Origin of the sequence: Megasphaera intestinihominis (genome assembly GCF_040096415.1) — a bacterium.
Taxonomy (GTDB): Bacteria; Bacillota; Negativicutes; order Veillonellales; family Megasphaeraceae; genus Megasphaera; species Megasphaera intestinihominis.
This window is the reverse complement of sequence record NZ_JBBMEU010000021.1, coordinates 1-12,428: the sequence shown is the minus strand read 5'-3', so window position 1 is coordinate 12,428 and position 12,428 is coordinate 1. Positions and strand designations below refer to the sequence as shown.

The 12,428-nt window shown below is 55.8% G+C and carries 8 protein-coding genes and 1 tRNA gene; 2 read left to right on the top strand and 7 right to left on the bottom strand.

Going from position 1 to position 12,428, the window contains the following annotated elements:
• Positions 1-162 precede the first annotated feature (162 nt).
• Positions 163-4,458, top strand: coding sequence for a 2-hydroxyacyl-CoA dehydratase (locus WMO23_RS04825; RefSeq protein WP_296820996.1), 4,296 nt, complete (start codon positions 163-165; stop codon positions 4,456-4,458).
• Between the two features lie 24 nt (positions 4,459-4,482).
• Positions 4,483-5,379, top strand: a complete 897-nt coding sequence (locus tag WMO23_RS04820; protein WP_301877479.1) for a universal stress protein — start codon at positions 4,483-4,485, stop codon at positions 5,377-5,379.
• A gap of 411 nt (positions 5,380-5,790) precedes the next feature.
• On the opposite strand, the gene WMO23_RS04815 is transcribed toward WMO23_RS04820, so the two are convergent.
• The 7 genes from WMO23_RS04815 to thiM form a co-directional block, all read right to left on the bottom strand.
• A complete protein-coding gene (locus WMO23_RS04815; protein ID WP_020311520.1) occupies positions 5,791-8,073 on the bottom strand; it encodes a xanthine dehydrogenase family protein molybdopterin-binding subunit in 2,283 nt (760 codons plus the stop codon).
• Complete coding sequence (locus WMO23_RS04810) at positions 8,073-8,540, bottom strand: (2Fe-2S)-binding protein (protein ID WP_349173377.1); 468 nt, start codon at positions 8,538-8,540, stop codon at positions 8,073-8,075. Before WMO23_RS04810 ends, WMO23_RS04815 begins: the two co-directional genes overlap by 1 nt.
• Entirely contained in the window at positions 8,540-9,322 is a 783-nt protein-coding gene (locus WMO23_RS04805) for an FAD binding domain-containing protein (protein ID WP_292106954.1), read from the bottom strand. Before WMO23_RS04805 ends, WMO23_RS04810 begins: the two co-directional genes overlap by 1 nt.
• A 291-nt stretch (positions 9,323-9,613) precedes the next feature.
• Entirely contained in the window at positions 9,614-10,393 is a 780-nt protein-coding gene (locus tag WMO23_RS04800; RefSeq protein ID WP_349173375.1) for a TatD family hydrolase, read from the bottom strand.
• 352 nt (positions 10,394-10,745) lie between these two features.
• Positions 10,746-10,836: transfer RNA gene (locus tag WMO23_RS04795), tRNA-Ser, on the bottom strand.
• Between the two features lie 50 nt (positions 10,837-10,886).
• Positions 10,887-11,186, bottom strand: coding sequence for an MTH1187 family thiamine-binding protein (locus tag WMO23_RS04790; protein ID WP_014015147.1), 300 nt, complete (start codon positions 11,184-11,186; stop codon positions 10,887-10,889).
• Between the two features lie 4 nt (positions 11,187-11,190).
• The gene (thiM, locus tag WMO23_RS04785; protein ID WP_296820994.1) at positions 11,191-12,024 is read right to left on the bottom strand and encodes a hydroxyethylthiazole kinase; all 834 of its coding nucleotides are present in this window, start codon (positions 12,022-12,024) and stop codon (positions 11,191-11,193) included.
• Positions 12,025-12,428: the final 404 nt, after the last annotated feature.

Sequence of the window (12,428 nt, the reverse complement as noted above, 5' to 3'; positions counted from 1 at the left end):
ATTTGTCGTAACTCATTTTGGGTCGTAAAAAAATCCTCTGCCCCACCCCTTACAGAATAAGAGGAATATGGTACAATATAAAGTAGACTCTTTATATATAGTCTTTATCATATAGAAATTTATAAGAAAGAATCGGTTGGTAAACCGATAGGGTGACAAAACATGAAAAATCTCTTACATATCGGCATTGACATCGGCTCGACGACGGTAAAAATCGCCGTCCTCAATCATGCCAAACAGTGCCTCCACGCATGCTATGTCCGCCACTATACGGATATACGCCAAAAAGTCTGGGATTTACTGCAAAACGCCTATGAAATCTTTGGCGACCGTCAAATCACCATGGCCATCACCGGCTCTGGCGGCATCGCCCTGGCAGACTACCTGCACATCCCCTTTTTGCAGGAAGTCATCGCCGGTACCAAAGCCGTCCGCACGTATTATCCCCAGTCGGACGTCATCATCGAACTCGGCGGTGAAGATGCGAAGATCACCTATCTGACCGGCGGCAACGAACACCGCATGAACGGCAACTGCGCCGGCGGGACCGGGGCCTTCATCGACCAGATGGCGACCCTCCTCGACACCGATGCCGGCGGCCTCAATGAAATGGCCAAGAAAGCCGACACAATTTACCCCATCGCCGCCCGCTGCGGCGTCTTCGCCAAGACCGACATCCAGGCTCTGCTCAACGAAGGGGCCAGCAAGGAAAACGTCGCGGCGTCGGTCTTCCAGTCCATCGTCTTCCAGACCATCACCGGCCTGGCCTGCGGCCGCCCCATCAAGGGGACAGTCTGCTTCCTCGGCGGCCCGCTGACCTACTTGTCCCAGCTTCGGGAACAGTTCGCCAAGACGCTCCACTTGACGCCGGAACAGGTCATCGCCCCGGAAAACGCCCAGGTCTACGTGGCCATCGGCGCCGCCCTGGGCAGTATAGACACGAAACCCGTGTCCTTCATGAACCTCATGGGCCAGCTGAAGAGCGTCGACGAATCGACGCTGGCCAAATCGGACCGCGTCGAACCGCTGTTCAACAATCAGGCTGAGCTCGACGAATTCCGGGCCCGCCACAGCCAGCATACCGTCCCCCAGGCGGACATCACCACCTACAGCGGCCCGTGCTACCTGGGCATCGACGCCGGCTCGACGACGATTAAAGCCGTCGTCCTCAGCGAAGACATGAAGATCCTCTATTCGCACTATCAGAACAACGAAGGCAGCCCCTTGGCGGCAGCCAAGAAAATCGTCGCTGAAGTCTACCGCCGCCTGCCGGAAAAGGCCTTCATCGCCAAGGCCGGCATCACGGGCTACGGCGAATCGCTGCTCAAAGAAGCGCTGCACCTCGACCTGGGCGAAGTCGAAACCATTGCCCACTATCAGGCAGCGTCCCACTTCTGCCCGGACGTCGACTTCCTCCTCGATATCGGCGGCCAGGACATGAAATGCAGCCGCATCAAAGATGGTCATATCGAAGATATCCTGCTCAACGAAGCCTGCTCGTCGGGCTGCGGTTCCTTTCTGGATACCTTTGCCAAATCCCTGAAAATGTCCATCCAGGACTTCTCCCAGGCCGCCCTGCTGGCCAAGAGCCCCATTGACCTGGGCTCGCGCTGCACGGTCTTCATGAACTCCAAAGTCAAGCAGGCCCAGAAAGAAGGGGCCACGCTGGCCGACATTTCCGCCGGCCTTTCCTATTCGGTCATCAAGAATGCCCTTTATAAAGTCATCAAAGTCAAAGATCCGGCCAAATTAGGAAAGCACATCGTCGTCCAGGGCGGTACTTTCTACAACGACGCCGTCCTGCGGGCATTTGAAAAACTCCTGGGCCGCCACGTCATCCGCCCGGCCATTTCCGGCCTCATGGGGGCCTTCGGCATGGGCCTCATCTGCCGCACGGCCTACCACGAAGACCATGCCAAATCGACCATCGTCAGCCCGAAAGCCCTGGAAGAATTGCAGGTCACGACGTCCATCCGCCACTGCGGCTTGTGCACCAACAACTGCCTGCTGACGGTCAACACCTTCAACGACGGCCGTTCCTTCATCACGGGCAACCGCTGTGAACGCGGCGCCGCCGGCTCGACAGCAGCCCGCAAGAAGCCTCTGCCCAACATGTACAAGGTCAAATATAACTTGCTCTTCGGCTATAAGCCCGTAGAAAATGCGCCGCGCGGCACCGTCGGTATCCCGCGGGTCCTCAATATGTACGAAGACTATCCCTTCTGGTTCACGTTCTTCACCAAACTCGGCTACACCGTCGTCCTCTCGGACCCGTCGTCGAAGGCCCTGTTTGAAAAGGCCATGGACACGGTCCCGTCGGACTCGGCCTGCTACCCGGCCAAACTGGTCCACGGCCACATCGAGAACCTACTGGAAAAGGGCGTCGATCGCATCTTCTATCCGTGCATCCAGAACGGCCCCAGCGAAGGCAGCAAGGACAATACCTTCAACTGCCCCATGGTCATGAGCTATCCCGAAGTCATCCGCAACAACATGGGCGAACGCCTGGCCGAAACCAATACGCCCTACCTCTGCCCCTTCCTGCCCCTCCATGACAAGAAACGCATCGGCAAACGCCTGGCCGAAGAATTGAAGGCCTGGAACCTGCCGGCTCACGAAGTCAAAGCCGCTGCCGCTGCCGCCTGGGATGAAGAAGAAGCATATAAACAGAAGATATACGACATTACCAAAAAAATCCTGGATAACCTGGAAAAGACGGGCCAGCGGGCCATCGTCCTCTGCGGCCGTCCGTACCACATCGACCCGGAAATCAACCACGGCATCCCGGAACTCATCAACATCCTAGGCCTGGCCGTCCTCACCGAAGACGGCGTCGCTCCCCTGGGCCAGTTCCCGGGCCACCTGCGCGTCGTCGACCAGTGGTCCTACCATTCGCGTATCTACCGGGCTGCCCAGTACATCACACAGCATCCGAACCTGGAACTGGTCGAACTCAATTCCTTTGGCTGCGGCCTTGACGCCATCGTCGCCGACCAGGTCCAGGACATCCTGGCCCACGGCCACAAGATCCATACACTGCTCAAGATCGACGAAGGCTCCAACCTGGGTGCCATCCGCATCCGCCTGCGCTCACTGCTCTTTGTCATGAATCACCGTCCCAAAGAAGATCACGTCGTCGAACCGTATTCTTACGAAAAGACGATTTTCACCAAGGAAGACGCCAAGCAGAACGTCATCCTGGCTCCGTCGATGACACCGATTCATTTCCCCTTGTTCAGCGCCGCCTTTGAACACGAAGGCTACCGCGTCGAACTCCTGCCCCACCAGGGCCAGAAGGCCATCGACACGGGCCTGGCCTATATCCACAACGACGCCTGCTATCCGGCCATCATGAGCCTGGGCCAGATCATTACGGCCCTCAAATCGGGCAAATACGACCTGGACCACACGACAGTCATGATTTCCCAGACCGGCGGCTGCTGCCGGGCGACGAACTACATTGGCATGATCCGCAAGGCCCTGAACGACGCCAACATGTCCCAGGTCGCCATCTTGTCGCTGAACCTCAAGGGCATGAACAAGCAGCCCGGCTTCCAGCCCGGCATCGGCTTCTGGCATCGCCTGGTCATGGGCATGATCTACGGCGACGCCCTGCAGCAGGTCCTCTACCGCACGCGGCCTTATGAAAAGGTCAAGGGGACAGCCGAAGCCCTCTTCCACAAGTGGCAGAAGAAATGCGCCGAACAGCTGAAGAAGGCCGATTTCAAATCGTTCAAGAGAAATATCCGAGACCTCATCGACGAATTCGACCACATCGACATGAGTGAAACCATGAAGCCGCGCATCGGCCTGGTCGGTGAAATCTACGTCAAGTTCCACCCCATCGCCAATAACCACATCGTCCGCATGATTGAAGAAGAAGGCGGCGAAATCATCGTCTCCGGCCTGGCAGACTTCTTCCTCTACGGCCAGCTGGACAACCAGTTCCGCCATAAATACCTGTCGGGCAGCTGGAAGGATTCCTTCCTCAGCAAGACTGCCGTCCGCCTCTTGGAATGGTACCGCAAGCCTTACGAACAGGCCGTCGCCAAGAGCCGCCATTTCGACCCGATCACATCCATTTACGACATCGCTGACGAAGCGAAGAAATACTTGTCCCTGGGCCATGAAGCCGGTGAAGGCTGGTTCCTCACGGGGGATATGATCGACCTCATCCACCGCGGCGCCAAGAACATCGTCTGCCTCCAGCCCTGGGCCTGCCTGCCGAACCACGTTACGGGCAAAGGCATGATCAAGACCTTGAAAGCCGCCTTCCCGGAAACGAATATCGTCGCTATCGACTATGATCCCAGTGCCAGCTCGGTCAATCAGACAAACCGCCTGAAACTGATGCTGACGACGACTTTTGAGGGCATCCGCGAACCGGTACAGGAAGACACCAAGCCGGTCATGCCCTTCATGAGCGGTGTCCGCATCAACAGCTCACTGGAAAAATAGTTCCAATAAAAGGGGGTATGTATCATGAAAAACATCTTAGTTCCTATTGACGGTTCCCAGCCGTCGCGCAACGCCTTGCAACATGCCATCGACATTGCTAACGCATATAGTGCCGAATTGACCATCGTCAATATCACCAATGCCGATGCCGTCCTGGACAGCTTCGATGTCTTTGAAGACATGACCGATGAAAAAGTCAAGGACCTGACCAAACTGGCCAAGGATAAGAGCGGCTACGTCCTGGAAAAAGCCATGGACGCCGTTCCGGAAAACCTGACGGTCCACACGGTCCAGCTGGTCAGTACGCCGGAAATCGGCATCCTCAGCGAAGCCGACAAATGCGACGCCGACCTCATCGTCATGGGCCGCCGGGGCAGCCATTCCCTGTCGGAACAGCTCCTGGGCAGTGCCAGTACTTACGTCCTGGCCCATGCCAAATGCCCGGTCCTCCTGGCGCACAATAAGAAAGAAGGACCGTACCGGCGCATCCTCGTCCCGGTTGACGGCTCGGAAGAATCACTGAAAGCCGTCCGCTACGCCGTAGAATTCGCCAAAGCCGACGGCGCATCGGTCACGGTCTTCCACGTCGCCAACATGCGCGACCTCATCGCCGAAGAAACAGCACTGGACCAGAAAAAACGCGGCCTCGAAGACTTGACCGACCGCCTGCGCCAGAGTGCCGACCGCGTCTTTGCCCTGTGCAAGGCCGCCATTGCCGACCATAAAGGCGGCGTCGACATCCACTTCGTCGCCAACATCGGCCGTCCGGGCCCGACAATCCTCAAAAAAGCCGAAAAAGACGGTTCGGACCTGCTCATCATGGGCAGCCGCGGCCGCAGCGGCCTGACCTCGATTCTCCTGGGCAGCGTCAGCCGCTACATCACGACCCATTCGGGCCTGCCCGTCATGATTGTAAAATGATAGTCAGGTGCGGTGCACCTGACGCAGGTCGCAGGTCGCAACGGTCTTATGGACCGTACCCGCAGGGACCGTCCTGCTAAGGCGGCCCGCCCTGAATGATGGGGATAACGCAGACCGCAACGGTCCCTTGGACCGTATGTAGGGGCCGTCCTGTCAAGGCGGCCCGCCTCGAATGACGGGGATAATGCACTCCGACTACACCCGAATACATAAAAAGGGGCTATCGCATTAAGCAAAAACACTTAATACGATAGCCCTTTTTCATTGAAATTTCTGAGAAAAAGCAACCTCTCAGTCAGCATTGCTGACAGCTCCCCTATAAAGGGAGCCAGGGCAGGCCGTACCGGACGGCTCCTGCATTGCGGATGCGGACTGAGACCTGCGACCTGCGGGCCGCCCTTTGGGCGGCCCCTACAGTTGCATAGCCTTGTAGAGTTTTTCGGCGGTCATGGGCAGGTCGCGTAGCCAGATGCCCGTAGCGTTATAGATGGCGTGGGCAATGGCCGGTGCCGGCGAGTCGATGACCAGTTCGCCGATGGACTTGGCGCCGAAAGGCCCGTTCGGTTCATAGCTCGGTTCAAATTCGACGTTGATCTGGCCCAGGTCCATGCGCGTCGGCATACGGTACTGCATGAAGGAGTTATTCTGCAGGCGGCCCGACGGCGTATACTGGATATTTTCGGTCAGGGCCATGCCGATGGCCTGGACGATGCCCCCTTCGGTCTGGACTTTGGCCAGGGCCGGATTGATGACCGTACCGCAGTCGACGACGGCGTCATACTGCACCAGGGAGATGTGCCCCGTTTCCGGGTCGACGTCGACCGTTGCCGCACCGGCCATATACGGCGGCGGACTGGTCGGCGAATAACACGATTCTGTCGCTTCCAGGGCGATGTCATTCATGAACATGGCGTCATTGCCCAAGTCCTTGAGGGTGATTTTCTTGCCAGTAGACAAGTCAGTAATGGCTTTGCCGTCGAATTCCAAATCGTCAACGTTAGCTGCGCCGAGCTTGACAGCTGCCCGTTCTTTCATGCGCTGTATCAGGCTCTGGCAGGTCTTGACGACGGCATTGCCCGTGAGGTATGTCGTCGACGACGCATAGGATCCGCTGTCGTACGGCGATGTATCCGTATCGACGCCATAGGTGACGACATTGTCGACAGGGCACATGAGACATTCTGCGGCAATCTGGGCCAGGATAGTATCGCAGCCCGTCCCCATATCGGTAGCTCCGATATTGAGGGAATAGAAGCCGTCGTCATTGACCTTGATGGTGACCGAAGCGACGTCGACATTGGAAATGCTCGACCCCTGCATGGCCGTTGCAATGCCGATGGCCCGGATATGGCCGTTGGACAGGACCTGGCGCGGGCAGTCGTCCTTCCAGCCTGACATCTGGACGACCCGTTCCAGGCATTTATCCAGCGTACAGCTCAAGGCCGTTTCATTGAAATAGGCCGGCAGGACCTGCCCCTGGCGGACCATGTTCTTCAGGCGCAGGGCGACAGGGCTCATGTGCAGAGCCGCAGCCAGTTCGTTGACGGCCGTTTCCAGGGCGAACAGCCCCTGAGTCGCACCGTAACCGCGATAAGCGCCGGCCGCAATGGTATTGGTATAGACGCAGGTATAGCTGAAGCGGAAGGCTTCGGCTGCATTGTATAAAGGAATCGACTTATGGCCTGACAAGGTGACCGTCGTCGGCGTGTGTTCGCCATAAGCGCCGGCATTCCACAGGGAATCGAGGAAAATGCCGCGGATATGGCCGTCTTTGCTGGCGCCGAGGACGACGCGGATCTGCGATTCATGACGCGGCGTCGATACGGTCATGGATTCTTCCCGACTGTAGATCATATACGCCGGCTTGCCCGTCAGCCAGGCGATATAAGCAGGGTAGACTTCCATGACGACAGTCTGCTTGGAGCCAAAACCGCCGCCGATACGCGGCTTGATGACGCGGATCTTCGATTTCGGGATTTCCAGGGCGTTGGCGACGACGCGGCGGACGTGGAACGGGACCTGCGTCGAGCTGACGATGGTCAGGCGGCCGAAGGCGTCCTTATAGGCATAGGCCCGGAACGTTTCCATAGCGCCCTGCTGATTCTGACGCGTATGATAGGTCCTGTCGATGACGACGTCCGACGAAGCCAGGACGGCATCGACGTCGCCGTGTTCGTCACAGGCCTGGGCGACGAGATTGCGCTTGTTGTCGCCGCCGACATCGACGAGGGGCTTCCAGTTGTCTTCGGGATGGACGACGATATCGTTGTCCAGAGCTTTGGTGAAATCGAGGAGCGGTTCCTGGACTTCGTATTCAACGCGGAGGACGCGGAGGGCCTTGTCGACGGCGTCTTCATTCGTACCGGCGACGAGGGCGACGGGATCGCCGACGAAGCGGATCTGCTTATCCAGGATAAGGCGGTCATACGGGCTCAGTTCCGGATAGGTCTGACCGGCAATGGTGAAACGCGACTGAGGCACGTCTTCAGCCGTGACGATGCAGACGATGCCCGGCACCTTTTCGGCAGCGCTCTTATTCACCTTCTTGACGATGGCTCTGGCATGGGGACTGCGCAGGGCCTTGACGATGAGACAGTCCTTGGGCCGCAGATCATCCGTATAGACCGGCTGGCCCGTGACCAGAGCCTGAGAATCCTTCTTGGCGACAACGTGATTGATAGCTTTGTATTCCATTATGCCCGGACCTCCTTCCCCTTGGCTTTGAAATAGGCCTTGATAGCCCGCATATGGCTCACGTAGCCCGTGCAGCGGCAGAGATTTCCTGACAGGAATTCCTTGATTTCATCTTCTGTCGGCGCATCCAGCTTGCGGACCATGGCCAGGACGTTCATGACGAAACCCGGATTGCAGAAGCCACACTGGTCGGCGCCTTCGCGGCCCATATAGAAAGCGAATTCTTTGGCTTCATCCTGCAAACCTTCGAGGGTCGTCACATGGCGGCCGTCGATGCGGACAGCCAGCAGGGCACACGACAACATAGGCACATCGTCGACCCAGACCGTACAGAGGCCGCAGTTCGTCGTTTCACAGCCGCATTTGACGCTGTAACAGCCCTGGCTGCGGAGAAAATCATAGAGCATCAGGCCCGGCGCGACGTCAGCCGTCGCCTTCTTGCCGTTCAGCCAATACGTAATGGTCATCACTGGTCACCTCCCAGAACTTTTGCCAATAAGCGCCGGCAGAGGACGACAGCCATATCCTGGCGGTAATCGGCGGAACCGCGCATATTGCTTTCATAAGTCATGGAATGGGCAATTTGTTTGGCAGCCCCTTCCAAGCCCTGGCGACGCACATCAGCTGCCGGCAGACGGACGACTTCTGCCCGGGCCGGGCGGGCGCCGATGGCACAGCGCACGTTTTCTGCGTCAGCCGATACGGCCACGGCGATGACAGGGAAGTCCGTTTCATTGAGGCGCAGCGAATCATACGCCGTCTGGCAGGCCTTTTTCGGGATGATGATGTGAGTCACGATGTCTTTCCCCGGCCCGGTCTGACCGAAATCGGCCAGGCTGACGATACCGCCCTTGTACAATTCGACCTGGGCATCCAGGGCCAGGAACAGCGTCCAGATGTCGGAAAAGCCGAAGCGCCCGCTGATACTGCCGCCGACCGTCGCCATATTGCGGAACTGGGTCCCGACGATATGGCGGACCGCTTCCTTCATGGCGCCTTGAGTGAAAGCAGCCAGCCCATCGTGGCCTTCGAGCTGCCCTAACGTAACCATAGCACCCAGGCGGAAAGAGTCCTCCCCTTCTTCGATCTGGTCCAGCCCCAGCGCCGACAAATCGATAGCCTGGGCAATGCGCCGCTGCGGCGACAAGCGGAGCCAGCAGCAGCCGCCGAGGACGACAGCGGACCGTTTCTGGTTAAGCTCCCACGCTTCTTCCAGAGAGGCCGCTTTCGTATATTGCGCAATATTCATAAAAAACCCTCCTTTACAGGGCAAAAAATAAATTCAATGCATAGTCCATCAAGTTTATTATACCAGCAAAAAAGGGCGGGCCGCAAGAGACTGTATGAGACATAAAAAAAGGATTTGTCGCACGTGCGACAAATCCTTTTCTTGTAGGGGCGACCGCGTGAGGCAGCCTCTCTGGAATATGTACGATTTCCCAATCAGCTTGCTAGGAAAGACATCCAAATCCCTAACGGGTCGCCCACGGGCGACCCCTACAAACTCCGTACTATAACTATAAAGAGAAAGGCCCTTGCATTATGGCTGTATTTTGAAAAGTCTTTCTGTATTTGCTTTGGCATGAGCTGTCAATTCTTCGACAGATACGCCCATATACCCGGCCAGGGTCTGTGCCACATAGGTGATATTGTTGGGCACATTGGTCCGGGGCAGGTGGAAGCCCCGCGGCGTCAGGTACGGTGCATCCGTTTCGATGAGGACCCGGTCCAAAGGCAGGATGGATACAGCATCGCGTAAGGGAGCCGCCCGCCGTTCATCGCAGATCCAGCCGGTAATACCGATATAAAAACCCAAATCGAGCATCTTTTCCAGCGTCTTCTTGTCGCCCGTATAACAGTGGACGACCGATTGCGGGCAAAGCCCTTCATGCCCCTTGAAACAAGCCAGGAAGTCATCAGCTGCGTCCCGTTCATGAAGGAACATGGGCTTACCTAATTCTTCTGCCATGGCAATGAGGGCTTTAAAAAAGTGGAGCTGGTTCTCTTTCTTAGAATACATGCGGTCGTAATCAAGACCCGTTTCACCGACAGCGACGACTTTCGGATTCGTCGTGATGATGCGCCGGATTTCCTCCAAATCCGCCTCCGTCGCTTCATCAACCACGTGAGGATGGATACCGGCCGTGCCAAAAGCCGTGTGATGGCGGACAAACTGATTGACCAGACGGTTCTCCCGGGCCTCTGACCCAGTCAGGATACAGCAGATACCGTCCGCCGCCGCATCGGCAATGATTTTTTCCGGTTTAAGAAAAGACCGGGTAAATAAATTGAGCCCAATATCATAATATTTTATATCCATGTCAGACACCTCGTGAAAATAAGATTCCACGAATATTGTACCAAAAAAACAGGTTCCTGCGTAGCTTAAAAAAAGCTTGTCACACAACGACAAGCCCTTTAAGGTTGTTAGCGGCTAGCAGTTAGTGGTTAGCGGATGTTTTTTAATTTAAAGGTTTTCTGCCTTTTTCCTATCCTTCTTGTGTCAAATCAATTCCAAAATCATTATGCAGGGTCGTAATCTTTTCACTGGCATTCTTTGATGATACCCATTTTGCCTCATTGTACCAAATTTTGTTTTTTTGTACAATCCACATTCATGGCAAAAAAAGAGCACCCAGAAAATTTTCCTAGGTGCTCTCTGTCCAGTAATCTGGCGGAGTGAGAGAGATTCGAACTCTCGCAGGCCTTACGACCTCTAACGATTTAGCAAACCGTCCTCTTCAGCCTCTTGAGTATCACTCCATGCGTCAACTGACTATGTCAGTATACTACGATGGAGCGATATTGTCAAGTTATTTTTTCAATATATCTTCTACGGCCTTGGTTTTATTGTTCATCATATTCGTATAGCCCGGTCGGATATCGGCTTTCAAGACGACTTCAGCCCGCAGACCCTGGTCCGTCAGGTATTGCGTCGCTTTTTTGACGACTGCCATGACATCGTCCCATTCGCCTTCGATTTCGGTGAACATGGAATTGGTCCGGTTCGGTAAGCCTGATTCCCGGATAATACGCACGATTTCAGCGACATACGGAGCGAATTCATCGCCAGTCCCGCACGGGGCAATAGCTACAGCAATTAAGGTATTCATGATATTATGCCTCCTCTACAGTCAATGGGTTCTGGGCAATCGCATCGGGCGTTGCCACATAGAGTTCGTCGATGAAATCCGTCTGGAAAGAACCTGTCCCTTTGGCATGAGCTGCGGCCCGTGTACCGGCCAGGTTATAGACGGCAGAGCCGGTAATGGCGGCGATGAACGGATCTGCTACGGCTGCATAGACAGCCATGACACCGCCAAGGGAACAGCCTGTCCCGGTAATGCAGGGCATCATTTCCGAACCGCCCTGGGAAAAGACGAGCTGCCGGCCATCGGTAATCAAATCTTCTTCTCCCGAAATGGCTACGGCTCCGCCAGTCCAGCGGGCTACAGCGACGGCAGCCGGAGCGGCAGAACGAACAGAATCGGTAGAATCGACACCGCGAACGTCCGAAGTATCAGAACCGCCTTCTAAGCCCCATAATCCGGCCAAGGCAATGATTTCAGAGGCGTTGCCCCGGATAATAGACGGTTTATAGACCTTGAAGGTCGTCAAAAGGTCCGTCCGCATTTGCCCCATGCCAATGGCCACGGGATCCAGGACCCAGGGTTTGCCTTCTTCATGGAGTACGGCTGCCGTTTTTGGCAGTGTTTCCGCATAAATCGGGAACAACGTCCCTACGTTAATATACATAGATGCGCCGGCCTTGGCCATACTGACGCCTTCGTCCGGTAAATATACCATAGCCGCCGAGCCGCCGACAGCCAGCTGGGCATTGGCAACGAAATTAATGGTCACCGTATTCGTAATAGACGGCGTCAGCGGATTCGATGCCTTAGCCAGTTTCGCGGCTTCCCTAACGGCATCGCGGATTTCAGATTCAGTCATATTATTACCACCTTTGTCATTTTGCTGTTTCTATTATAGACGTTCTGCTGGTGAAAGACTAGAGGGGATTTAGTAGCATATCCACAATCCGAGACAGTTAGCGGTCAGCAGTTAATTGTCCGCAGCCTTGCGGACTACACCGTAGGGGCTTGCACGTGGCAAGCCCGCTATGACTATGTGAGCATAACGTATACTAATATATGTGCGTGTTTTCCTGCATCACCTGTCATGTATGATGGATATGCCATTATTCCGAACGGGCGCCCCTACTGAGTCCGAGTCCGTCATGTATGGCGTATACACCATGATTCGTAGGGGCTTGCACGCGGCAAGCCCGCTATGACTATGTGAGCATAACGTATGCTGATATATGTGCGTGTTTTCCTGCATCACCTGTCATGTAT

Excerpts from the sequence above, each read along its gene's own strand:
- WMO23_RS04825 (WP_296820996.1), top strand. The coding sequence starts at position 163 with ATGAAAAATCTCTTACATATCGGCATTGACATCGGCTCGACGACGGTA.
- WMO23_RS04820 (WP_301877479.1), top strand. The coding sequence starts at position 4,483 with ATGAAAAACATCTTAGTTCCTATTGACGGTTCCCAGCCGTCGCGCAAC.
- WMO23_RS04815 (WP_020311520.1), bottom strand. The coding sequence starts at position 8,073 with ATGGAATACAAAGCTATCAATCACGTTGTCGCCAAGAAGGATTCTCAG.
- WMO23_RS04810 (WP_349173377.1), bottom strand. The coding sequence starts at position 8,540 with ATGACCATTACGTATTGGCTGAACGGCAAGAAGGCGACGGCTGACGTC.
- WMO23_RS04805 (WP_292106954.1), bottom strand. The coding sequence starts at position 9,322 with ATGAATATTGCGCAATATACGAAAGCGGCCTCTCTGGAAGAAGCGTGG.
- WMO23_RS04800 (WP_349173375.1), bottom strand. The coding sequence starts at position 10,393 with ATGGATATAAAATATTATGATATTGGGCTCAATTTATTTACCCGGTCT.
- WMO23_RS04790 (WP_014015147.1), bottom strand. The coding sequence starts at position 11,186 with ATGAATACCTTAATTGCTGTAGCTATTGCCCCGTGCGGGACTGGCGAT.
- thiM (WP_296820994.1), bottom strand. The coding sequence starts at position 12,024 with ATGACTGAATCTGAAATCCGCGATGCCGTTAGGGAAGCCGCGAAACTG.